The 22,728-nt window shown below is 63.3% G+C and carries 18 protein-coding genes; 7 read left to right on the plus strand and 11 right to left on the minus strand.

Translation table 11 applies throughout. From position 1 onward, the window contains the following. Both CVM73_RS39860 and CVM73_RS31200 read right to left on the minus strand, forming a co-directional pair. Positions 1-165 (minus strand): hypothetical protein, encoded by a 165-nt coding sequence (locus tag CVM73_RS39860; RefSeq protein ID WP_158237628.1) that lies wholly within the window; start codon positions 163-165, stop codon positions 1-3. Next, positions 165-3,218: a GAF domain-containing protein gene (locus CVM73_RS31200; RefSeq protein WP_100235653.1), complete on the minus strand. Its 3,054-nt coding sequence runs from the start codon at positions 3,216-3,218 to the stop codon at positions 165-167. Before CVM73_RS31200 ends, CVM73_RS39860 begins: the two co-directional genes overlap by 1 nt. A 295-nt stretch (positions 3,219-3,513) precedes the next feature. Here CVM73_RS31200 and CVM73_RS31205 point away from each other — a divergent pair, with 295 nt between their 5' ends. Next, on the plus strand, positions 3,514-4,287 hold the full coding sequence (locus CVM73_RS31205) for an SDR family NAD(P)-dependent oxidoreductase (protein ID WP_100235617.1): 774 nt from the start codon (positions 3,514-3,516) through the stop codon (positions 4,285-4,287). Positions 4,288-4,369: 82 nt separating this feature from the next. On the opposite strand, the gene CVM73_RS31210 is transcribed toward CVM73_RS31205, so the two are convergent. The 4 genes from CVM73_RS31210 to CVM73_RS31225 all read right to left on the minus strand — a co-directional run bounded on the left by CVM73_RS31210 (position 4,370) and on the right by CVM73_RS31225 (position 6,703). After that, a complete protein-coding gene (locus tag CVM73_RS31210; protein WP_100235618.1) occupies positions 4,370-5,044 on the minus strand; it encodes a hypothetical protein in 675 nt (224 codons plus the stop codon). 126 nt (positions 5,045-5,170) lie between these two features. Beyond that, on the minus strand, positions 5,171-5,653 hold the full coding sequence (gene greA, locus CVM73_RS31215) for a transcription elongation factor GreA (RefSeq protein ID WP_100235619.1): 483 nt from the start codon (positions 5,651-5,653) through the stop codon (positions 5,171-5,173). 58 nt (positions 5,654-5,711) lie between these two features. Continuing rightward, on the minus strand, positions 5,712-6,191 hold the full coding sequence (locus CVM73_RS31220) for a hypothetical protein (protein WP_100235654.1): 480 nt from the start codon (positions 6,189-6,191) through the stop codon (positions 5,712-5,714). 173 nt (positions 6,192-6,364) lie between these two features. Then, positions 6,365-6,703, minus strand: a complete 339-nt coding sequence (locus CVM73_RS31225; RefSeq protein ID WP_100235620.1) for a hypothetical protein — start codon at positions 6,701-6,703, stop codon at positions 6,365-6,367. A gap of 259 nt (positions 6,704-6,962) precedes the next feature. Between CVM73_RS31225 and CVM73_RS31230 the strand changes: the two genes are divergently transcribed. Next, positions 6,963-7,196, plus strand: a complete 234-nt coding sequence (locus tag CVM73_RS31230; RefSeq protein ID WP_100235621.1) for a DUF3551 domain-containing protein — start codon at positions 6,963-6,965, stop codon at positions 7,194-7,196. Between the two features lie 1,251 nt (positions 7,197-8,447). Next, a complete protein-coding gene (locus CVM73_RS31235; RefSeq protein WP_100235622.1) occupies positions 8,448-11,792 on the plus strand; it encodes an AAA family ATPase in 3,345 nt (1,114 codons plus the stop codon). Between the two features lie 195 nt (positions 11,793-11,987). Here the strand turns inward: CVM73_RS31235 and CVM73_RS31240 are convergent, their stop codons facing one another. From CVM73_RS31240 to CVM73_RS31250, 3 genes are all read right to left on the minus strand, one after another. After that, entirely contained in the window at positions 11,988-12,962 is a 975-nt protein-coding gene (locus CVM73_RS31240) for an ABC transporter substrate-binding protein (protein WP_158237629.1), read from the minus strand. A 178-nt stretch (positions 12,963-13,140) separates the two neighbouring features. Next, positions 13,141-13,659 (minus strand): hypothetical protein, encoded by a 519-nt coding sequence (locus CVM73_RS31245; protein WP_100235624.1) that lies wholly within the window; start codon positions 13,657-13,659, stop codon positions 13,141-13,143. A gap of 38 nt (positions 13,660-13,697) precedes the next feature. Further along, positions 13,698-15,245 carry an acetolactate synthase large subunit gene (locus CVM73_RS31250; RefSeq protein ID WP_100235625.1) on the minus strand — a complete coding sequence of 516 codons (1,548 nt, stop codon included), beginning with the start codon at positions 15,243-15,245 and terminating at the stop codon, positions 13,698-13,700. Positions 15,246-15,606: 361 nt separating this feature from the next. Between CVM73_RS31250 and CVM73_RS31260 the strand changes: the two genes are divergently transcribed. After that, the gene (locus CVM73_RS31260) at positions 15,607-16,185 is read left to right on the plus strand and encodes a L,D-transpeptidase (protein ID WP_100235627.1); all 579 of its coding nucleotides are present in this window, start codon (positions 15,607-15,609) and stop codon (positions 16,183-16,185) included. Between the two features lie 240 nt (positions 16,186-16,425). Continuing rightward, entirely contained in the window at positions 16,426-17,241 is an 816-nt protein-coding gene (locus CVM73_RS31270; RefSeq protein ID WP_167407157.1) for a DUF2927 domain-containing protein, read from the plus strand. A 308-nt stretch (positions 17,242-17,549) separates the two neighbouring features. Here the strand turns inward: CVM73_RS31270 and CVM73_RS31275 are convergent, their stop codons facing one another. Further along, a complete protein-coding gene (locus CVM73_RS31275; protein WP_100235629.1) occupies positions 17,550-18,476 on the minus strand; it encodes a class I SAM-dependent methyltransferase in 927 nt (308 codons plus the stop codon). Positions 18,477-18,541: 65 nt separating this feature from the next. Next, a complete protein-coding gene (locus CVM73_RS31280; protein WP_100235630.1) occupies positions 18,542-19,669 on the minus strand; it encodes a threonine synthase in 1,128 nt (375 codons plus the stop codon). Between the two features lie 375 nt (positions 19,670-20,044). Here CVM73_RS31280 and CVM73_RS31285 point away from each other — a divergent pair, with 375 nt between their 5' ends. Both CVM73_RS31285 and CVM73_RS31290 read left to right on the plus strand, forming a co-directional pair. After that, positions 20,045-21,301 (plus strand): GTP cyclohydrolase II, encoded by a 1,257-nt coding sequence (locus CVM73_RS31285; protein ID WP_100235631.1) that lies wholly within the window; start codon positions 20,045-20,047, stop codon positions 21,299-21,301. Between the two features lie 7 nt (positions 21,302-21,308). Then, the gene (locus CVM73_RS31290) at positions 21,309-22,547 is read left to right on the plus strand and encodes a URC4/urg3 family protein (protein ID WP_100235632.1); all 1,239 of its coding nucleotides are present in this window, start codon (positions 21,309-21,311) and stop codon (positions 22,545-22,547) included. Positions 22,548-22,728: the final 181 nt, after the last annotated feature.

The following is a 22,728-nucleotide window of genomic DNA, read 5'->3' on the forward strand; positions in this document are numbered from 1 at the left end:
TCAACCCCCGGTGTTTTCGGTGAACATTGACGTAAAATGCCTGGTTTCACTTGGGATAGCGCCTACCATGATTTCACCCTGCGAGCCGTTGCGGTTTGTCATCGACAATGGTTGCGGTGATGCGACCTGCCGCGCCTCGACATCGGGCTCGTCGTCGACCACCATTATATAGACGCTCGACTTCTGCCTCCGGTCTGCAATGGTGCCGCCAGCGTACGCGGCAGCGTAATGATGAACTCCGTATAGCCGCCAGGCTCGGTATCGACCTCGATGCTGCCGCCGTGCTGCTTCACGATGATGTCGTGGCAGATTGAAAGGCCAAGGCCGGTTCCTTCGCCCGCGGGCTTGGTCGTGAAGAATGGGTTGAATATCTTCTCTCTCACGCCGGCCGGGATGCCGGCGCCATTGTCGCGAATGCGGATCTCGACGGCGCCGCCGAGGTTTGTGGTCGTCGCGCGCAGCCTTGGCTCGAAGCCGTCGCCGGCGGCGTCCTTTTGCTTGCTGGCGGCGTAGAAGCCATTTGAAACGAGATTGAGGAACACCCGCGTGATCTCCTGAGGATACAGCTCGAGCGCCCCCGCAGACGGATCGAGATTCCTTTCAAGCGTGACATTGAAGCCGGCTTTTTCAGCGCGCGCTCCGTGATAAGCAAGGTTGAGACTTTCCTCGAGAATGGCGTTGATATCGGCCGCGCGGCGCTCGCCAGACCCTTCGCGAGAGTGCAGAAGCATATTCTTGACGATGGAATCGGCGCGCGTTCCGTGCTGCACGATCTTTTCCAAATTGCCCTGCAGCAAGTGTATCAGCGGGTCGATGTCCTGCCTTGCGGCCTCGCCGAGTCCGGCTGAGCGCAGCGCGTCGCCGAGTTCGTCGATCAGTTCGGAGGAAAGCGCAGCGAAATTATTGACGAAATTGAGCGGGTTCTTGATCTCATGCGCAATGCCGGCGGTGAGTTGCCCGAGCGAGGCAAGCTTCTCGGTCTGGATCAACCGATCCTGCGCATTTCGCAATTCCTCCAGCGATTGCGACAGTTCCATAGTACGCTCGCGCAGCTCATTCAGCAGGCGTGCATTCTCGATCGCGATCACGCCCTGGTGTGCGAAGTTGGATACGAGCTCGACCTGCTTGTCCGTGAAGGGTTTGACTTCCTGGCGGAAGATCGTGATCGTGCCGATCAGCTCGTCTTCCTTGAGCATGGGTACGATGACGAGGGTCCTTGCGCCGGCAAGGTCGGCAAGCGCGCGAACGTTGGGGTTGCCCTCGACGTAGGGCGGCTGGGTCCTGATATCGTCGATATGAACCGTCTGATGAGTTTTCTCGACAGTGCCGAGCCCGCTCGCCGGATGCGGGCGAATGTGCTGGTATAGGCGGGTGTCAACGTAGGCTTGCGGCGCATTGTGCAATGCGACGGTGCGAAAGCCGCCTTCTTCGTAGAGGTTCATGGTGCCGAACCCGGCGCCGCAGATCCGCGTCGCATTCTCCAGCATCTTGTGGAAGACCGGCGTCAGTGCGCCCGATGAAGCGCTGATGATTTCCAGCACCTCCGACGTTGCCGTCTGCCGCTCCAGCGATTCGTTCAATTGCTCGAACAGGCGCACGTTGCCGATGGCGATCACGGCTTGATCTGCAAAAGTCTGAAGCAGAGCGATCTGCTTCTCGCCAAATGGACGAACCTCCGTGCGACGAAGCACGATCGCACCCATGCTCTCGCCGTCGCGCAACAGCGGCACGCTCAGAACGGTCCGAACGTTGGAGCGAAGCGCATATTCGCGTCCTGTCGGGAACTCCTCCCCTTCCGGCCCGAGCAGGTCGTGCACATGAACGGTGCGACGGTCGATAATCGCCCGGCCGGTGGGCGATTTGACACTGATCGATCGTCGGCTCCACACCACGGGAACTTGTCCATGGTGTGCCTGGATGACGAGATCGTCGCCATCCCTCAGAACGACCAGCGCATCATATGCCTCGCACAGCCCGCATGCGCTGTCCACGATCGCCTTGAGCACCGGCCCGACCTCGGTCGGCGAGGAAGCGATGACCCGCAAGATATTGGCGCTACCGGTCTGGTACGTCAGCGCCTCGGACAGGTCTCGCGTCCTGGTCTGCAATTGTTCGAAGAGTCGGACATTCTCGATGGCGATCACGGCCTGGTCGGCAAACGTGGCGACCAGCTCGATCTGCTTTTCCGTGAACGGCTGCACGCGCTTGCGGGCGATTACGATCGCGCCGATCGGCTCATTCTCGCGCAGGAGGGGAACGCCGAGCGCCGTGCGCTGGCCAGCCATGGCAATGGACTCGTGCAGGCCGTATTCGGGATCTGCGGCGACGTCCAGGATTTGCACGGGACGGCGCTCGAGTACGGCCCGGCCCGTGACCGTGCTCCGGCCGGGGGCAATCGGGTGAGCCTGCAGAAACGCGATGTATTCCTCGGAAAACCCGACCGCTGCTCCGGCCTGATATTCATCGCCTTCGCGGCGCATGATGAATGCCATCTCCGCTTCGCACAGCCGTGCCGCGGAATCGACCAGCGTGTTGAGCACGGTCTGCAGATCGAAGGTCGAGCGGCTGATCACCTTCAGCACATCGGCAGTCGCGGTTTGCTGCTGGAGCGATTCGGCGAGATCTCGCGTCTTCGCCTGCACCTCATCGAACAACCGGACGTTCTCTATGGCGATGACGGCCTGGTCGGCGAAGGTCTGCAGAAGTTGCACATGATGCGGAGCGAAGCTGCCCGGCTCGGCCCGCGTGACGCTGATCATGCCGATCACCACGCCGCCGGCCGCGAGCGGAACGAACAACATGCTGCGAAAGCCGCGGGCACGCGCGATGAATTTGATCTCGTTCGTCAGCGCTTCGGTATCGGGGGTCGGCACCACCTTACCGGCCTGCGTCCTCGCAAAGCTCTCGAAATCGGCAATCGGCCGCGGAAACATCTTCTTCAAAGCTTCATCGGCGGCGGGATTCGTCGGCGTGAACGCCGCCAAGTGGGCCGTGCCGTCGATGAAGCGGAATACGGTCGTCGAAAAGCCGCCGAGCAGGGCATTGGCGCGCCTCGCGATTGCGTCGAATACCGGTTTCACCTCCGATGGCGAGCTGGCGATGATCTTGAGAATGTCCGCGGTGGCGGTCTCGCGATCTTGTGCGGCGCGCAATTCGGCCAGGAGCCGCGCGTTCTCCTGCTGCAGGTCCGCCACAACGTCCTGAGGAAGTGCGGCCATGATGAAAATCCACGTCGCCAACCGGTTTGCGGCCGACCTCAAATCCAATCAACAAAGCGTCAGGAATTATTCCACCATCAGGTGCTTCCGACCAGACGTATCATTAGTTGATTTTCAATCGACTACGCGTCAATTCGCCTGCGCGATCTGCCGAAGCGGCGAGTTCCCACAAATTGCCGCTGCAGGCCGATTTGCGTCGTGCCCGCATGGCGGCAGGCCTCGGCGATCGCGGCAGTCTCGGAAATGGTGCGCGGGGCGCGGTACACTGCACACGAAACATCCGGAGGAGCGGCGCATGGCGACCATATTCATCACCGGCAGCACCGACGGTCTCGGCCGGGCGGCGGCGCAGTCACTCCTCGATCAGGGGCACCGCGTGGTGCTGCATGCGCGGTCGGCCGATCGTGCCGCAACGCTCGGCGAGCTTACCTCGCGTGCCGCGGGGGTGGTGGCCGGTGATCTCAGAAGCGCGGCAGAGACGAGAAGCATCGCGGATCAGGTCAACGCGATCGGGCGCATGGATGCGATCATCCACAATGCCGGCGTCTACACGCGGCCGAGCCGCGGCGCGACGCCGGAAGGCCATGCCGAAACCCTGGCCATCAACACGCTTGCGCCGTACCTGCTCACGGCCCTGATCGAGCGGCCGGGCCGATTGGTGTATCTCAGCAGCGGACTGCACCGCGGCGGCGAGGGTTCGCTCGACGATATTGACTGGAGGAAACGGGCTTGGGACTCGGCAAAGGCCTACGCCGAGAGCAAGCTGCAAATCGTCGCGCTCGCCTTCGCGCTGGCACGACGCTGGCCCGAGGTCCTGAGCAATGCCGTCGATCCCGGCTGGGTGCGCACGAAGATGGGCGGCGCGGGCGCCCCAGGCGATATCGACACCGGACAACGGACGCAAACCTGGCTGGCGGTCAGCGAGGATTCCGCAGCCCTGGTGAGCGGGCGCTACTGGCATCATCTCGAGCAGCAAGAGCCGGCCAGCGAGGCAACCGATCCGAAATTTCAGGACCAGCTCATCGGCAAATTGAGCGAGCTGACGGGCGTCGAACTGCCGGAGGTGTAAAGCGCGATGATTCGTCGTCATTGCGAGCCAACGGGTGCGCGCGAAGCGCGGCCCCTTGGCCTAAGCAACGACGGAGCAGGCTTCAGGCCACCTTCGGCCGCCAGGCCGTGTAGAGACCGATCAGGGTCCCCATGGCGACCAGCGCCACTGCCAGCAGCACCTGCAATTCGCCATCGTCGGTGGGGCCGATGGACGACACGAGCCTGGTCACGATGACGAACAGAATGCCCACGGCGGCCGCCGCACCCGCGCAGAGATAAGCGAGCTCTCGCGTGAGGCTCCGGCCGAGCAGTCCGAGCGCCGTGAAATACATCGCGCAGGCGTTGGGATGAACGAACAATGCAATGCGCGCATAGCGGCCATAGGCATCGAACAACGACTCGCATCGGCGCAGGGCCGCCTTCGAGGCCACCCGCTGCAGGAACGGCCTGAAGAAACGAGCCTGTGCGTAGCTGAGAACGGCGCCCAGGATGATGGCGAGCCACGCCACGACAAAGACGGAGCCATCCGCGGCCTTCGGGTTCAGCGCCACGGACATCAGGATCAGCGCCGTTCCGGGAAAATAGCCGAAATACGGGAAGACCGCCTCCAGCAGCACGCAGACGAACATGAAGACCAGAAACCAGGATGAACCGGTCGCACCCTGGACGATGGCGTTCAAGTCGACGAGGCTCGTCCTGTACAAGACGAGGTACATGCACATGGCCAATCCGGCCAGCGCGTAGAACGGCAACGCTCCCGACAGAAACCGTCTCATCCAACCATCAAGCTCTGTTTGGCGGAGACGACGGCCTCGCGCTGTTCCGGATCATGCTTTAGGCGAATGAGATTGCTCCTGTCGATAGCGCCCTTTGCCACGCGATCGTCGCCTCGCCCTCCGCTCCTACGCAATCGACAGAATCTCGATCTCCTGCGCGCCTGAGCCGACGACGTCGCCGACCGCCTTTCCCATCAGCGACCGCGCAACCGGCGAGACGAACGAGATCGACCCCGCCTTCGGATCGGCCTCGTCCTCGCCGACGATGCGGTAGGTCTGCACCCGGCCGTCGGGGCGGCTGAAGGTCACGGTGCTGCCGAAGGCGACGATTTCGGTCGAGGTCGGATCGGGCACGAGCTGCGCCGTGCGCAGCCTTTCGGTGAGATAGCGGGCATCGCGCAGGGGCACCGCCGACTGCCGGCGCTTCTCGTTGACGTCCTCGATGGCTTGCGCGGCTTCATAGGCCTCGCGCGCTTCGGCGAGCTGCGTCTGCAACGCCTTGAAGCCTGCCTCCGTCACGAGGTTTGGATGCGGCGAGATCGGGCGGTCCGGCAACAGCGTCTCGGACGCGGTTTCGGCGCTCTCTTCCTTGGTGAAGGCGACGCTCAATTGAATATCCTGTCGAGCTGGTTGGATGGCGACGCCGTAAGCCGCCGATGGCAAGAGACTATATCTCAAGTTCGACGAAACGGCGGAGCTTGAAGACGAGGTCCGGCACGGCCTGGCGGAACCGGGTTGCATTCTGGAAACTGGTCGAGAACGGCGCAAAGGTGAGCATGGCGTTCCAGTGCCGGTAACCATAGACCGTGACCGAGACGCCAGAGTTCGGGAAGTTTTCCAGCTTGCGCAGCTCGCCCAGCACGAGATCGGCGATCGCCTCCGCCGGCAGCAGGCGCTTGCCGTCCCGCGTGGTCGCGATTTGCGCAGGCGGCTCGGCCGGTTTCGTGGCAGCCGGCGCGGCATCGGGCGCGTTCTCGGCTTTGGCCGCCGGCGGATCGAAGCTGGATGTCTGCTCCACCGCATCCGCCGGCACCATCGGTGGAACCTCGGCGAGCGGCGGCGGTGCAACACTGTCTGCGCGCTTGTTGCCTCCCAGGATGCTGCTGATCATGGCCACAAGGCCAGCATCCCTCAGCTCGTCACTCATCATTCCCCCCGGCTTCGCCCTACTCTAGCACTGCTCTCGCAGACCGCCACCGCGGAGGTGGGGCCGGAAGCCGCCCGGCCAAGACCGTATCATCAAGACTGCCTTACTAAGACCGTATCCACCTCTCGATGGCGCCGGCGGCACGACGTTCGATCGCGTCGCCGTCCGATCCGCTACCGCTTGTCGAACGGAATATACTGCTGATACTGCTTCGGCACCGAGCTGCGGTAGCGCGCAGGCACGGTGCCGGTGTCGATCGAATGATCGATCTCCTGCTGCCGGGTCATCTTCTTCTTTGCCGGCTTCTTCGACGCGCTCTTCTTGGTGTCGGTCGGCTGGCTGGAGCTGTCGGGGGTCGCGCTTGGCGCTGTCGTCGTCGCAGCCGGCGCAGTGGTTGTCGCGGCAGGCGCAGCGGTTCCGCCGGCGGCTGGAGCGCCCTGCGCCAGAGCGAGCGGCATTTGCGTCATAAGCACCAGCGCTGCCGTCGCGGCCAGCAAATATGATTTCTGCATCAGAACCTCCAAGATTGCCTGATCCGGATGAGACCAGCGTAGGCCTCCGGCATCGACGCGTGCAAGTCTGTCGACAATAGGTCCGATCCCACACCGGAACTGTGGTGGAGATCACATTACGAACCATGGCCTGCGTCATGATGTGCCTCATCTCGAACGCATCGCGCCATGCCGACACCAACACTGCATGACCGTGCGTCGAACAGGCCACGGGGAACGGCAAGGCATGGCCGTTCCACCCCGCTCGAAGGAGACTGAAATGCGTCGCACCATCCTCACGCTTGCATCGTTCGCGACCTTGATCGCCGCGTCGCTGTCGGCGGCGCCGGCCCAGGCCGCAAACGACAGATACTGCCTGCAAGGCCGCAGCTGGGGCTATCCCGGCAACTGTCAGTTCGCCAGCTACCAGCAATGTGCCGCCACGGCTTCCGGCACCTCGGCCTATTGCGGCATCAACCCGCGCTACGCGTACTCGCAGCCGTATTCTTACTGACGGCGTGGCGGCGTGCGCGACGATCGCGCGCGCCGCCACAGCCCAGCAAAACAGGCTGAACGAAAGCGGCACCTTGAGGCCGCAATCAATTGCGGCTTGACGGTGGTCTGCCAGCCTTTCGCTTGGTCAGGAAGCGCCCATCTCCCCGCGCGGCAACGTCAGTTGCGCGATCAATGCGGTGATCAATTCGGTAATACTTCTCGCCGCGGGCAGCGCGCCGCGCTATATTTTCGTTCGGAAGGACTGCTGAGCCCCAAGGTTTATGGGCATCATGGTCAACCCCACGCCCAGAATGCGGAGAGTGCTACGGCAAGCGCACCTGTACGGCCGTTTGGTCGCACATGATGGGAAATTGTACTATCCCGGCGGTAACCACCGGTTATGCAATGAAGAGACCGCGATCGCGATGGTAAAGGCAGGCTGGCTCAGGCATCGCGGCGAGGACTATGAAATTACATCCGACGGCATAAGGGCCGATGCGCGGCGTGAATAGCTCCATCTGACCGGCGCGTCCACCTCGCGCACGGAAACGGCAGTGATATGACGGCAGTGATATGCAGGCTCAGACCGGGAGAATTCCACAACCACGAGCGTGCCCCGAGGTATCGATAATTTGCGGGCGAAATCGGACGTCGCCGCGACCGCGATGCCCGAGGGAAAGATAGGCTGATCTATTGCCGCGACGGTTTGCTCGCCGCATGTCAGTGGCGCCACGCCGCAACGCCGGCCGTTAGCCGCCAGACCCGAGCAAAAACGCATCGACCGACGCAGCTAATCGGTCTGCCACTTGCATGGCCGGCGCGGACTGCGTTTGAGGAGGCAGCGAACCTCGAGAATTGACTGCCAGCCCAATGCCAGCGGCAAGAACAGCTATTGTGATCGCAGCGAGATATTGAGTCCTCATGGCGATGGCCCTCTTATCACGCCATAACTAACCGGACAGTCTCAGAAATGGTTCCCGAGCCGCCTAGAGGCCCTCAAGCATGGCCTTGCTTGCACGGCTTAATCAGTGGCCGGTACTCAGGTGAGTTGAGACTCATCCGGAGTGAGCGGCTTGCGTAATGGTCAATATTTCGGCCGTAATTGGCCAAGCTCTCTTCATTTCATAGGGGCTCTCCGCGAGCAGGCAGCGAGGTTCACTAGCCGCGGTCGCCCACTGCTCCACTCATTCGCTGCGCGTTCGCTCTTTCTTCGTGTGTGATACGTTGTGTAGTGTACGATTGTCCGGACATCGAGAACGAGTGCCATGCCATGAGAGGCGTCGCGGAGTGGCTCGAGTCAATCGGCTTATCGGAGTACGCCCGGCGCTTCGCCGAAAACGGCATTGACCTCTCGGTCGTCCGCGACCTGACAGAACAGGATCTAAAGGAGCTTGGCGTCCTGCTAGGTCATCGGCGCAAGCTGGTGCGCGCCATCGCAGAGCTTGATGACGAAGTTGGGCCTCCGGCTAAAGCAGAGCTTTACCTGAGTCGACCGGATGAGGGCGAGCGGCGTTATCTTACAGTGATGTTTTGTGACTTGGTTGGCTCCACAGCCCTTGCGGCGCGGTTGGACCCGGAGGATATGCGAGCGCTGATTGGCGCGTATCACAGCTGCATCACCGAAGTCATAGGCCGCTATCAGGGAAAGATAGCCCGTTACATGGGCGACGGGGTGCTGGTCTATTTCGGCTATCCGAAAGCGCATGAGGATGATGCCGAACTGGCTGTCCGCGCCGCCCTTGCCATCGTCGATGCCGTAGCGAGCATCCGGAATGTCGCCGCTGCCCTGGAGGTTCGCGTCGGCATTGCGACAGGCACTGTGGTGGTCACCGAGCTTCTGATTGGGAGTGTTCCGGCGGAGCAAGCAGTTGTTGGTGAGACGCCGAACCTCGCCGCGCGGCTACAAACGATGGCCGAGCCGGGATCTGTGTTGATCTGCGCGAGGACGCGCCGGCTCGCTGGCGGGGAGTTCGAGTATTGCGAGCCAGATCCCGTCGCGCTGAAAGGCTGGGCGGAGCCGGTCCGGGCCTATCAGGTGCTGCGGACGAGCGGTGTCGAGAGCCGATTCGAGGCGATGCACACCACCAAGCTGCCTCCGTTGTTCGGGCGTGACGAGGAGATGGAGCTGCTGTTACGCCGCTGGCGACAAGCTGTACAGGAAGAAGGTCGGGTGGTGACGCTTACCGGCGAACCAGGTATCGGCAAGTCCCACATTGCGTCGGCGCTTAACGAGCGGCTTCAGGGTGAATCCCACGCCACCCTGCGCTATTTCTGCTCCGAGCATCATACGCACAGCGCATTGTTCCCGTTCATCAGCCAGCTCGAACGTGCTGCCGGATTTAAGCACAGCGACTCGCCTCGGGAGAAGCTATCCAAGCTGGACGCTCTGTTGGTGCAATCCACACGTAATCCAGAACACTTCGCAGTCTTGGCACACTTGTTGGTGCTGCCGGCGGATGACCGCCACCGGCTGCAGGACCTCACTCCACAAAAACGTAAAGAGAAGACCTTCGCAGCCCTATTGGCCCAGCTTGATGGACTAGCGGCGAGGCAGCCGGTCCTACTCATTTTCGAAGATGTCCATTGGATTGATCCAACCTCGCTTGAGCTGCTCGCAGCTACGGTGGAGCATGTGCCGCAGCTTAGGGCACTGGTGCTGATCACGGCGAGAGCCGAATTCACTCCGCCCTGGCCGAGTTATCCTCACACCACCATCATCCCGCTCACCCGACTTAGCCGACGTAACGGCACAGCGTTGGTCCTGCGGGTGACCGGAGGCAAAACCCTCCCCAAGGAGGTAATGGAGCATATTCTCGCACACACCGATGGCGTGCCTCTATTCGTCGAGGAATTAACGAAGATGGTGCTGGAAGGCGGGCTTTTGCGAGAGCGTGACGGGGAATATTTTCTTGAGGGGCCTCTGCCGTCGTTCGCAATCCCAACCACCTTGCAGGCTTCGCTGATGGCCCGTCTTGATCGGTTGTCACCGGTGCGGGATGTGGCTCAAATCGGTGCCGTCGCGGGGCGAGAGTTTCACTACGAGCTTGTGAGCGCCGTCGCCGGGCTGCCGAAGCAGAGGTTGGACGACGCTCTTGATCAGTTGGTCCGTTCGGAACTGATGTTCTGCAGGGGTGAAAATCCACACGCGGTATACACGTTCAAGCACGCTTTGGTGCGAGACGCCGCATATGCTGGGCTCCTGAAGAGCCGCCGCGTGCATCTGCACGCCGCTATCGCGAAGGCGCTTGAGCAGAAATTCCCCGAAGCTGTACGAACGCAGCCCGAGATTATTGCATACCACTATACTCAGGCGAAGAATCACGAACGGGCCCTACACTACTGGTATGAAGCCGGCAGACAGTCAGCGGCTCGCTCGGCGCACAATGAAGCGGCCCGTCACCTGAAGCAAGGGCTGGATCAGATTCCCCAGATCGACGACCCGATGCTACGCAACAAGTTGGAGTTGCTGCTTCAGATAGCCCTCGGAAACGCTCTCCGGGCAACCAAGGGTTGGAGCACTGACAGCGTGAAGCATGCGTACACGCGAGCGCTTCAACTCTGCAAAGAGAGTGGGCTTGACGAACATGTCTTGCCTGCGATCTTTGGTTTATGGACGTGGAACTTCGTTCACGCATCGCTTGGTGAAGCTCAAGCCCTTGCAGAACATTTGCTGGATAGTGCCGAGAGAGCGGATAACTCGGTTTTCAGGGTTCTTGCCCACGAGGCGGCAGGATTTACCTTGTTTGCACAAGGGAAGTTTGCCGATGCTCACGCGGAGCTGGAACGTAGTCTTGGCCTCTGCGAGGACAGTAAGGCTGCAGAATACCTTGACCTGTCGGCACAAGACCCCCGAGTTCATGTACGGGTATACGACGGCATGACCCTCTGCTTGCTCGGTCATCCAGATCGAGCTTTGCGAATGTGCACGGAGGCACGCCGATACGCAGATGCATCTCAACATCCCTTCAGTGAGGCAATCGCACGAACGATAAGCCTTCGCGTGCATCAGCTTCGGGGCGATGTCACCGCTCTCGCCGCGGAGGCGAACCTCGCAGTTGCGTTCTGCGAAGAGCATCAGTTTGCGCACTATTTGGCGATGGCCCTGATTTTGCGGGGATGGGCAAGCGCTTACCAGGGCAACTTTGAGAAAGGTCTCGCCGAAATTCAGGGAGGCTTGGAACAAGAACGCGCCACTGGCGCGCTATTATTTGAGTCTTACGCTTTGGGCCTATTGGCGGATGCATGCATAGAGCACGAGCACTACGCGAAAGCGCTCGACTTTCTGAAGCAGGCGAAACTGAGGCTCAATGAGGCGAATTCCGAACGCTTTTACGAGGCTGAGATATATCGTTTGTTCGGCGAATCCTACCTCCGATCGAACCAGGACTTGGATCAGGCGGAGTGCTACTTTTCGAAAGGCCTTGATGTCGCGCGCGAACAGAAAGCGAAGTCCCTGGAACTTAGACTTTGTTTGAGCATGTGTGACCTGAGCGAACTGAGACACAACGCAGACAAGTGTCGCTTGCAACTCGGCGAGATTTACGGATCGTTTAGCGAAGGTTTTGAAACTCCGGACCTTGTCAGAGCCAAGGCAAGATTAGAAAGCGCGCGGTAATGATCAGCTTTGGACTTCTTTGGGTCGAGATGCGACCGGAGAGGAGGCCACTTCCGGCGCAAAGCGGACATTCTGCGGACACGCCACTTCTGCTATGGGGCAAAAAGGGGCGGTTCAGACCGGTGCGCCTAGACGAGAATCCCGCTGGGAAGGGTTGGGCCAATTCCCGACGAATGCACGCAGCAAGCAGGTCCTCTATTCGATCACCTTGTCGGCCCGGGCGAGCAGCGTCGGCGGGACTTCGAGGCCGAGCGCGCTTGCGGTCCTAAGATTGATCGCCAACTCGAACTTGGTAGGCTGTTGCACCGGCAAATCGCCTGGCTTTGCGCCGTTGAAGATCTTGCCGATGAAGGCTGCGAGCTGGAAATAGAGGTCAGGATAGTTTACGGCGTAGGCGATCAGTCCCCCGGCTTCGACGAACTCGCGGGCTGGGAAGACGGTGGGCACACGGTTGCGGGCTACCCATTCAACGATCATTTGTTGATGCATTTGGGTGAGACCGTCTGCCCCAACGACGAGGCCGTCGATATGCCGTCGCACCACCAGTTCGAATGCGTGGCTCAGGTCACCCTCACTCCGCACGTCAAGAAGCTCAGCCTCGAGACCCAGCAAGCGCGCCGCTATCTTTGTCTCGTCCCATTCGGCTGGGACAGCTGGATTGCCCATGTTGTGAAGCAACGCAACTCGCGTGAGGCTCGGAACCAGTTCTTTGAGAACCTGAACCCGTTTCGCTGTCAGCTCGGTGCTGAAAGTAATCACCCCCGTGATGTTGCCGGTCGGCCGCGCGAAGCTCGCTACGATCGCACCGGGGCCGCCCATTGTCATCATGACGACTGGAATCGTTCCGGTCGCGTTCTGAACCGCCGTGGTGGCAGGGGTGCCTCTCGCCAGGATCAGGTCGACTTTGAGGCCAACCAATTCGGATGCGAGATCCGGAAACCGCTCGGCCCGACCGTCGGCCGACCGATACTCCATGATCAAGTTATTTCCTTCGAAGTAACCGAAATCGCGCAGACCTTTGCGCAGAGCCTCGAGGTTGGCGGCGTTCCGTGCCGCCGGTATTGGCTCCAGAATCCCGACGCGATAGACCTTCCCGCCTCGCTGCGCACGCGCTGCGAGCGGCCAAGCTGCCGCGCCGCCGAGCAGCATGATGCATGAGCGCCGGTTCACTCCCGGTCCCTCCGTGCTTCCGACTGAAAGCATAACACACCTCGGCTACAGCAGGAGACTGCTGCGCTGCGGGATTTCGATGCTGCCTATGTCGCAGATGGGTCACAAGCGGTAGATACCGACCAGGCGGAGCGACTTCCTGCCTTGTCCTCGAAGTCTGACCGACACGGGTACGCTGCTAATGCGGGGCGGCGAGGCCGGTCTCCTCCAGCCGCGTCGCGAACCAGCGCGACAGCGCCTCATCGACGAGGCCGCTGACATAGACCTCCGACGTCGTCACGTGCTGCCTGTCCAGCACCAGCAGCACGCCGATCCAATAGGGAAACCAGACATGCACGTCGGTCAGCGCCCGCAGCTTGTGCTGATCGTGATCGAGCGGCGTGTGATTGCTTGCTTTGCGGATCTCCACGGCGAGCAGATTGTTCGGGATCTCGCGCTGATGCACGACGACATCGGGGTAGATCGACTTGCCGAGATGATCGTCGGTCGAGATGATGGTGCCGTGCGGCAGATGCAGCGTGCGCTCGCCGAGCCGGTCGTAGTTGCAGTCGACTGACCAGCCCGAAAACTGCTTTTCCAGATGCACGGCGAAGCGGTGCGTCACCGCCCGCTCGCCGATGTCCTTCTCGAACAGGAAACCCTCGTGGGCGTAGAAGTCCCGGAGCGCCGCGATCACCTTGTCCAGCTCGGTCTGCATCGTGCCTCCGGGCTCACGGCGCTCTGTCTGTTGACGCCCTACATCTGAACTTCGATCAGCCGCGGGCCGGGCTCGGCGACGGCCTCAGCCAGCGCCTTGTTGAGCTCGTCGGCATTGGTGACGGCGCGGCCAGGCACGCCCATGCCCTTGGCCAGCGCCACGAAATCCAGCGTCGGCCGGTCGAGCCGGAGCATGTCGTTGGCGCGCTGGCCGGGCTCGCCGGCGCCGACATTGTCGAACTCGCCGCGCAGGATCTGGTAGATGCGGTTGGCGAACACGATGGTGACGATGTCGAGGTTCTCGCGCGCCTGCGTCCACAGCGACTGGATGGTGTACATCGCGCTGCCGTCACCGACCATGGTGATCACCTTGCGGTCCGGACAGGCGATCGCCGCGCCGATCGAGAGCGGCGTCGAGAAGCCGATCGAGCCGCCCATGTTCTGCAGCCAGTCGTGCGGCGCGGCCGCCGCCGTCGGCGGGAAGAAGCCGCGGCCGGTGGTGAGGGATTCGTCGACCATGATCGCGTTCTCGGGGATCGCACAGGCAATCGCCTGCGCGATCGAGGCGAAGGTGAGCGCGCCGGTCGGCTTGACCAGCTCCTGCAAAGCCTGCGGCTTGACGTCCTTGGCGCTGGCCTTCACGGCGCCGGCGAGCGCTTCCAGCGCCGCGACCGAGTTCTCGCCCCAGGAGGTCATGCGATGCACCTCGCAGCCCTGGGGCTTGAGCATGCTCGGCTTGTTCGGATAGGCGAAGAACGCCACGGGATCGTCGGACTCGATCAGCACGATGTGACGGAATTTCGCCAGCATCGGCAGCGCGTTCTCGATCACGTAATGGATGCGGTCGATCGAGAAACGGCCGCGGCCGCGCGCCATCTTGGGGCGGAAGGTCGGGCCCATCACCGTGCAGCCGGTCTTGCCGGCGATGCGCTCGGCCAGCGCCAGGCCCTGCTCGCTCAGCGCGCTGCCGGTCATCAGGAGCAGCGTGCCTTCGCCGTCACCATGCAGGATTTTTGCGGCCTGCTCGACCGCCTGCGGCGAATAGCTCGCGCGCTGCTGCTCGGCCGGCACCTCGGCGATGCCGTCGGCTTCGTTCCAGGCGGTATCGGCGGGCAGGATCAGGGTCGCGATCTGCGGCGGCGCGCTTTTGGCGGCGGCGATCGCCGCGGCACCGTCGGCGGCGACCGACTTGGCATCCGGCGAGGTGCGGACCCAGGACGACATCGGCCGGGCCAGGCCCTCGATGTCCGAGGTCAGCGGCGCGTTGTAGCCGATGTGGTAGACGGCGTGCTGGCCGACGATGTTGACGATGCCGGAATTCGCCTTCTTGGCATTGTGCAGATTGGCAAGGCCGTTGGCGAGGCCGGGGCCGAGATGCAGCAGGGTCGAAGCCGGCGTGCCCTTCATGCGGAAATAGCCGTCGGCCGCGCCCGTCACCACGCCTTCGAACAGGCCGAGCACGCAGCGCATGCCGGGCACGCGGTCGAGCGCTGCGACAAAATGCATCTCGGAGGTGCCTGGGTTGGTGAAGCAGACGTCCACCCCGCCCTTGACCATCGTCCGCACCAGGCTTTCCGCACCGTTCATCAAAAAGCTCCCACGACCGGCATTGTCCAGATATCCGTCCGATCAATCATTGTTCGCGCGGTGCGTCAAAGCAATAGCCGCCATCGCTGCCCTGCCCCGCGCGGCCATGCGCCGGTTTGGCTAACGCCCCGTTCCGATGGAATCGGAATGGGGCGTTAGATTCACATTTTGACGCGTTTTCTTCATGCGAACCGGTATCCACTTCGCTTGAAAACGCTCTAATGCTTTTCGGCAAATCGTGGTTGCCGATTTGGTAACGCCAATCGTGGAGCATGGCATCCCTCACGGGGCCGTGGCTTGCGGAATCCCCGCAAATATGGCCTGTGGCGTTCATTGAATCGATTTCTTGCTGGGGGAAACAATGATCCGGTTTTTTGCCGCGCCGATTGCCGCCATCGCATTGCTGTCAGCCATGGCGGGCGGCACGCGCGCCGAAGAGTTCGACTCGCGTGACATCATGGGCGGCGGCCCGAACTTCTTCAGAGGCGGCTCGAGCCCGATCCCCCGCACCACCGTCAACTATAATGGCAACTATGCCCCCGGCACGATCGTGGTGAACACCTCTGAGCGCCGGCTCTATCTGGTGCTCCAGAACGGCCAGGCGCTGCGCTACGGCATCGGCGTCGGCCGCGACGGCTTCCGCTGGGGTGGGGTACACAGGATCACCGCCAAGAAGGAATGGCCGGCCTGGACGCCGCCGTCGCAGATGCTGGCACGCCGGCCGGACCTGCCGCGTCACATGAAGGGCGGCATCGAGAATCCGCTTGGCGCGCGCGCGATGTATCTCGGCTCGACGCTGTACCGCATCCACGGCTCCAACGAGCCGGAGACGATCGGCCAGGCGGTGTCCTCGGGCTGCTTCCGCATGACCAATGACGACGTCACCGACCTCTATAGCCGCGTCTCGGTCGGTACCACGGTGGTGGTGCTGAACAACTGAAGGGACTTGCTTCCTCGCAGGCGGTGCGCTCCCTCTCCCGCTTGCGGGAGAGGGTTGGGGAGAGGGTCTCTCCGCAACGGGACAATCCCCCAGAGGAAAGAACCCTCACCCGCCGCTACGCGGCGACCTCTCCCGCGAGCGGGAGAGGTTGAGCGGAGCGAGACGCACGGCGGGAACCCGCAGGGCGCGTGAATTTGCGGTCTTGTGCGCGTGGCGCGAATGCGGCAGCGTTGCAGGACGATGAGCGCATTTGTCCCGCCCTCGCCTGCCCTTCGCATCACTCTGCTTGCGCTCGCAGTGCTCACATGTCTGCCTGAGGCCGCACCCATCGCTGCCGCGGGCGAGCTGCCCGCGGTCGCCTCGCGCCAGCGCGCCGAGAAGAAGAGCTTCACCGACAACGAGATCGTCGAAGGCTTCCTGAAGACGGCATTCGGCGCCGAATATCACCTGGCCGGCCGCGTCGACCGCATCCGCAAGTTCGACGGGCCGGTGCGCGTGTACGCCGAGAGCGACCGCGCCGACCGCAAGACACAGCTTGCAAGAGTCGTGGCCGACATCGCCCACCGGGTGCAGCATCTCGACATCGCCATGATCGACACCAATGAAGCGGCGAATGTACGGGTGAAGCTGGTGCGCGACCGCGATCTGTTCCGCACCATCTCGAGTTTCTACGGCGCCGAGAAGGCGCGCGAGATCCGCTCCTCGCTCGACCCGCAATGCCTGTCCGGCTTCCGCAAGAACGACAATTTCGAGATCGAGCATTCCGACGTCATCCTCACCGTCGACAACGGCGATTTCACCTTCCTCGACTGCGCCTATGAGGAGCTCTTGCAATCGCTCGGGCCCATCAACGACACCGCGAGCGTGCCCTGGACCATGTTCAACGACAACGTCTCGATGGGCTATTTCGACGTCTACGACCAGTACATCCTCAACCTGCTCTACGATCCCCGCATCAAGGCGGGCATGACGGTCGCGGAGGTCAAGGCGGTGTTGCCCGCCGTGCTCAAAGACGGGCGCGCCTGGGTCAAGCGGGTGAACGATCTGAATGATTGAGGTTCTTACCCTCCCCTGGAGGGGGAGGGTCGATCGCGCGCAGCGCGAGCGGGGTGGGGTGATCTCTCCACTCGGGCACTGCATCGGTGGAGAGACTGTCACCCCACCCCGGCTCGCAATCTCGCTTCGCTCGATCGCGAGCCGACCCTCCCCCTCCAGGGGAGGGTAAGCGCGCAGTCCGCCGCTACTGCACGAGATCGGCGATGGTGGTTGCGGCCTTGAGGCCTGTGCCGGTGAGGACGGCGACCGTGGTCTCGCTCGCCTTGATCGATCCGGCCGGAGAGATTCTCCAGCGCAGCCTTCCGCTCTCACGCCTTCCTTGCCTTCGTCATCAGGAACTGCTGGCGCATCACGTTGTTGCTTGCGTCGAAATATTCGGAGATCAACGCCTCGAACTCGGCACGGAAGCTCCTGAGCTTTTCCGGCTCGTCCTGGTACTGGGCGACGAGCTTGATCAGGGGTCCGATCGTCGTTTCCATGGTGCGGCGGAAATGCTGCGGGCTGAGCGCGGACGGCGTCATCATGTCCATCTCGAAGGAGATGTCCTTTGCTTTCCCGGCGAAGCGCTCTGCGACGATTTTCGGATCGCCCCACAACACCGGTGATGCCACGCCCTCGGGCGGCGGCAGGTGGCGGCCGACCAGGGCGAACATGCGTCCAACATAGAGATGCGGCGGCCAAGTGGAGAAGGCGATGGTGCCGCCGGGCTTCAGCACCCGCAGCATCTCGCCAATGGCGGCGTCCGGACGCGGCGCGAACATGTGGCCGAACTGGCTGAGCACCACGTCGAACTCGTTGTCGCCATAGGGCAGGCCTTCGGCGTCACCCTCGGTGAAGTCGACGTCGAGGTTCACCAGCTGCGCGTGCTCGCGCGCGCGCTCGATCAGGACAGGCGACAGGTCGAGACCCCTCACCTTCGCCCCGCGGCGCGCCGCCGTGATCGCGGCCACGCCGGTGCCGCAGCCGACGTCGAGGAGCCTCTGGCCGGCGGTAACGCCGGCAAAATTGACCAGCTTGGCGGCCGTCGGTGTGGTGAAGACCTCCATCGGCGCGAACAGCGACCAGGCTTCCCTCTGGATGGCCTTGAAACCTGCAAACGGATCCTGCGCAGTCATGGAACTCTCCCATTGCTCGAGGTCGATCTTCATGAGGCTGGCGAAGCCGGCCGAAGGTTCAAGGCGCGCATATGGCTCCGCGGCACGGGGAACGTGGTTGTCCGGGACAAGCCCGGACATGACGCTCCCGTATCTGCAACGGCCCAGCCCGCGCGGGACCACGCGACGCGCTCCACAGATCGACCCTACTGCACGAGATCGGCGACGGTGGACGCGGCCTTGAGGCCGGTGCCGGTGAGGACCGCCACCGTGGTCTCGTTTGCCGTGATGGCGCCGGTTGCAGAGAGCTTGTCCAGGGCCGCGGCCGCGCTGGCGCTGGTCGGCTCGGCGAACAGGCCCTGCCGCGCAAGCCTCCGCAAGGCGGCGACGATCTCGTCCTCGGTGAGCGCGATGGTGCCGCCGCCGCTCTCGCGCAGCGCGGCGATGATCTCGCGCAGGCGCAGGGGAGTCTTGATCGCGGTGCCTTCGGCAATAGTCTTGCTGACCTCACGCGCGACAGGCGTATCGACGCCGGCCCGAAAACTTGCATCGATCGGCGAGCAATTGAGCGGCTGCGCCGCGAACAGGCGCGGCAGCTTTGCGATCTGCCCGGCTTTCAGGAGCTCACGGAAGCCGAAGGCGCAGCCGAGCAGGCTACTGCCGGCACCGACGGGAACGATGACGTTGTCGGGCGCGCGGAAGCCGAGGTCCTCCCAGATTTCATAGGCGAGCGACTTGGTGCCTTCGAGGAAGAACGGCTGCCAATTGTGGCTGGCATAGAAGGTCTGGCTCGACTGGCGGATGGCCTCGGCTTCGGATTCCTCGCGCGGCCCTTCGACGAGTTGCACCGTCGCTCCGTAGGCGCGCACCTGCGCGATCTTGGCCGGCGAAGTAGACGCGGGCGCCAAAATCTTCACGCGCATGCCGCCGGCAGCGCCAAGCCCCGCCATCGACGAGCCACCATTGCCGGAGGAGTCTTCCAGGATCGCGTCGATGCCGATCTGCCGCAGGAAGGACAGCATCACCGCCGAGCCGCGGTCCTTGAAGCTGCCGGTCGGGTTGAACCATTCGAGCTTGAACAGCGGGCGCAGATCACCCCAGTCCTGCTGGACCAGCGGCGTGCAGCCTTCGCCGAGCGTAACAGGCTTTGCGATCTCGACCGGCAACGCCGCCCGGTAGCGCCAGAGCGACCGCGTGCGGCCATCGATTTCCTCACGTGAGACGCCGGCACCGGGTGTCACCAGCAGCGGCGTGCGCTCGTCCGAGCACCAGCGCGGCTGGTCGAGGGAATAGAGCTTTCCGTTGCGGGGATCGATGTAGCTGGCGGCGGGCATTGGGGTCTCCAAGACAAGAACGATCTGCGATTGGGCCAATGATACGTTTAGTCCGGGATTCGACGCCGGCCGAGCGAAACGATGCACGGCCCCTTGAAAACATGAATAATATAAATATTTCAATTTCTTAAGCTGATCGCTCTGGCTAGGCGGCGAGCTCGGCCAGCGCGAGCGCCTGGCGCTGAAGGCGGACTCTGCGGGCCCGTTGCTGACGGGAATTTGGTCGCAAACGGCCCTGCCCGCCCGGCACGATTAACTTGTCTGTCGTCGCCGGCCGCTACAATATGTTGGATTGAGCTTGCGCCGCCGGTTCGGCGTCGCCAGCGAGCCAGGCCCGTCCGAGCGGCGGGCCGTTGGCTTTTTGGGAGCCTGGACATGAGCCGTGCCAACCGTACCGACCACATCCGCCTGACTTCCCATCCGGAGCCGGGCCGGAAGGCCACCTTTCCGATCCACTGGGGCGCGGCGACCGCGCGCGCCCGCGGGCCGGTCATCGGCACGGTGTCGCGCGCTGGGGATCGCAACGTGATCGGCAGCCATGGCGGGTCCTATGCGATGTACCGCGCGCTCGCCGTCTCCGCCGGCGCGCTCGATCCGATCAAGCGCCCCGACCTCACCAACACCTTTCCGGCCGCGACCATCGGCCCGTTCCCGCAATGGAGCGATCCCACAAAAATCGTCGCGCTCGATCCCTGGGGTCATCTCGTCGCCGAAAATTTCCGCCAGGAGATCGCCGAGGGCGCCGACATCCGCCCCAGCATCGCGGTGACGCGGGCGCGGCTGGACCTGCCGGAGATCCGCGAGGCGCTCGCCGCTAAGCGGCTGCGCGCCGACGGCGAGGTCGTGCACGCCAATGGCAGCGTCTCGGTGGTGAAGATCGCGATCGATCCGGTCTGGTACCTGCCGGGCCTTGCGGCGCGCTTCGGCACCGGCGAGACCGAGCTGCGGCGCACGCTGTTCGAGCAGACCGCCGGCATGTTCCCCGAGCTCGTCACGCGTTCGGACATGAAAGTGTTCCTGCCCCCGATCGGCGGCACCACCGTCTACCTGTTCGGCGATGTGACAAAGCTGCCTGATCATCGCACCAAGATCACCTGCCGCGTGCATGACGAGTGCAACGGCTCCGACGTGTTCGGCTCCGACATCTGCACCTGCCGTCCCTACCTGATCCACGGCATCGAGGAATCCGCGCGTGGCGCGCAGGAGGGCGGGCTCGGGCTCGTCGTCTACAACCGGAAGGAGGGCCGCGCGCTCGGCGAGGTCACGAAATTCCTGGTCTACAACGCGCGCAAGCGCCAGGAGGATGGCGACGCGGCCGCCGCCTATTTCGAGCGCACCGAATGCGTCGCCGGTGTCCAGGACGCGCGCTTCCAGCAGTTGATGCCGGATACCATCCACTGGCTCGGCTTGACCCGCATCGACCGCTTCCTGTCGATGAGCGACATGAAATATGACGCGCTGACCTCGCAGGGCATCGACATCGTCGAGCGCGTGCCGATCCCGCCGGAGCTGATTCCGGCCGACGCCTATGTCGAGATCGCCGCGAAGAAGGCCGCCGGCTACTACTCGACCGACATCGAGCCGGAGAAGGACGTGAACGGCGTGGTCGGTCGCTCGCTGGAAAAATACTGATCGCGCGATGGCGGAGGCTTTGGAATTGCAGGCGCGTTCGCTGCTCACCGCACAGGCGGTTCGCGCGCGCGCCGGGCAGATGCTCGAGCTCGGCCTTGCCGGCGCGCTCCAGCACTTCACGATCGACCTCGACGGCATGGACGGCGTCGCGGAGGTCGTGCTCACGGTCACACGAAAAGCCTATCCGACGCTGGACATTCCGTTCCATGCGCGCTGGCGGCACTTTGTGCTCGGCGGCGTCGACCGCTGGGCCCGGCTCGCCGATGCTGCGTCCTGGCCGGATCGCGCGGCGCGGGCGCGCTCCGAGTTCGACCTCGCCATCGTCAGCGTGCTGCTCGATGCCGGCGCGGGTGCGGCGTGGCGCTATCGCGACGCCGTGACGGGACAAGGCATCGGCCGCTCCGAGGGGCTTGCGATCGCGAGCCTCGACATGTTCGCGAGCGGGCTCTTTTCCGGCGATGCGCGCGCGCCGTTCAGAGCCGATGCGGAGGTGCTCGCAGAACTGCCCCTTGCCTCGCTCACCTCCGCTTTCCAAGTGACCGATGCCAATCCATTGCTCGGCCTCGAGGGGCGCGCCGATCTGCTGCGACGACTGGGCAATCTGGTGTCGGAGCGCGCGGACGTGTTCGGCTTGCACGACACGCCGCGGCCGGGCGGCCTTTTCGATCACATCGCGGCGCAGGCGACTGGCGGCGCCATTGCCGCACCCGCGATCCTGGCGGCAGTGCTGAACCAGCTCGGGCCAATCTGGCCGTCGCGGCTGGAGCTCGCAGGAATCCCGCTCGGCGATTGCTGGCGCCATCCGGCCATCAAGGCCGATGACGCCACCGCGGGCCTCGTACCGCTGCACAAGCTGTCGCAATGGCTGAGCTACTCGCTGATCGAGCCGCTGCAGCGCGCAGGCTTTGTCGTCACCGACATCGATGGCCTGACCGGGCTTGCCGAATATCGCAATGGCGGCCTGTTCGTCGATCACGAGGTGCTGCGCCTGCGCGATGTGGCCGATGCCGCGCGCGCGCATGCGGTGGACTCGCTGCTCGTCGTGGAGTGGCGCGCGCTGACGGTCGCGCTACTGGATCGTCTTGCCGAACTGGTTCGCGCCAAGCTCGGCCGCACGCCTGAGACCTTGCCGCTCGCCAGCATTCTGGAAGGCGGCACTTGGGCCGCGGGCCGCGCGATTGCCTTCGCGCGCCGGCCCGACGGCGCGCCGCCGCTCAAGGTGATCAGCGACGGCACGGTGTTTTAAAGCATGATGCAGGCAAACGCGATGGACACCATGAAGCAAGTGCGCTCCCTCCCCCGCTTGCGGGGGAGGGCTGGGGAGAGGGTGTCGCCGCAGTCAAGAATCCCCAAGAGGACAGAGCCCTCACCCGGCGCGTCGCGCCGACCTCTCCCGCACGCGGGAGAGGTTGACGCGCCTCCCGCAC

Source organism: Bradyrhizobium forestalis (assembly GCF_002795245.1).
Classification (GTDB): Bacteria; Pseudomonadota; Alphaproteobacteria; order Rhizobiales; family Xanthobacteraceae; genus Bradyrhizobium; species Bradyrhizobium forestalis.

Bases quoted from the DNA above. Each gene is read 5' to 3' on its own strand.
- CVM73_RS31205 (WP_100235617.1), top strand. From the start codon at position 3,514: ATGGCGACCATATTCATCACCGGCAGCACCGACGGTCTCGGCCGGGCG.
- CVM73_RS31290 (WP_100235632.1), top strand. From the start codon at position 21,309: ATGGCGGAGGCTTTGGAATTGCAGGCGCGTTCGCTGCTCACCGCACAG.
- CVM73_RS31225 (WP_100235620.1), bottom strand. From the start codon at position 6,703: ATGCAGAAATCATATTTGCTGGCCGCGACGGCAGCGCTGGTGCTTATG.
- CVM73_RS31245 (WP_100235624.1), bottom strand. From the start codon at position 13,659: ATGCAGACCGAGCTGGACAAGGTGATCGCGGCGCTCCGGGACTTCTAC.
- CVM73_RS31235 (WP_100235622.1), top strand. From the start codon at position 8,448: ATGAGAGGCGTCGCGGAGTGGCTCGAGTCAATCGGCTTATCGGAGTAC.
- CVM73_RS31230 (WP_100235621.1), top strand. From the start codon at position 6,963: ATGCGTCGCACCATCCTCACGCTTGCATCGTTCGCGACCTTGATCGCC.
- CVM73_RS31210 (WP_100235618.1), bottom strand. From the start codon at position 5,044: ATGAGACGGTTTCTGTCGGGAGCGTTGCCGTTCTACGCGCTGGCCGGA.
- CVM73_RS31200 (WP_100235653.1), bottom strand. From the start codon at position 3,218: ATGGCCGCACTTCCTCAGGACGTTGTGGCGGACCTGCAGCAGGAGAAC.
- CVM73_RS31280 (WP_100235630.1), bottom strand. From the start codon at position 19,669: ATGCCCGCCGCCAGCTACATCGATCCCCGCAACGGAAAGCTCTATTCC.
- CVM73_RS31285 (WP_100235631.1), top strand. From the start codon at position 20,045: ATGAGCCGTGCCAACCGTACCGACCACATCCGCCTGACTTCCCATCCG.
- CVM73_RS31270 (WP_167407157.1), top strand. From the start codon at position 16,426: ATGAGCGCATTTGTCCCGCCCTCGCCTGCCCTTCGCATCACTCTGCTT.
- CVM73_RS31250 (WP_100235625.1), bottom strand. From the start codon at position 15,245: ATGAACGGTGCGGAAAGCCTGGTGCGGACGATGGTCAAGGGCGGGGTG.
- CVM73_RS31275 (WP_100235629.1), bottom strand. From the start codon at position 18,476: ATGTCCGGGCTTGTCCCGGACAACCACGTTCCCCGTGCCGCGGAGCCA.
- CVM73_RS31260 (WP_100235627.1), top strand. From the start codon at position 15,607: ATGATCCGGTTTTTTGCCGCGCCGATTGCCGCCATCGCATTGCTGTCA.
- CVM73_RS31220 (WP_100235654.1), bottom strand. From the start codon at position 6,191: ATGAGTGACGAGCTGAGGGATGCTGGCCTTGTGGCCATGATCAGCAGC.
- CVM73_RS39860 (WP_158237628.1), bottom strand. From the start codon at position 165: ATGGTGGTCGACGACGAGCCCGATGTCGAGGCGCGGCAGGTCGCATCA.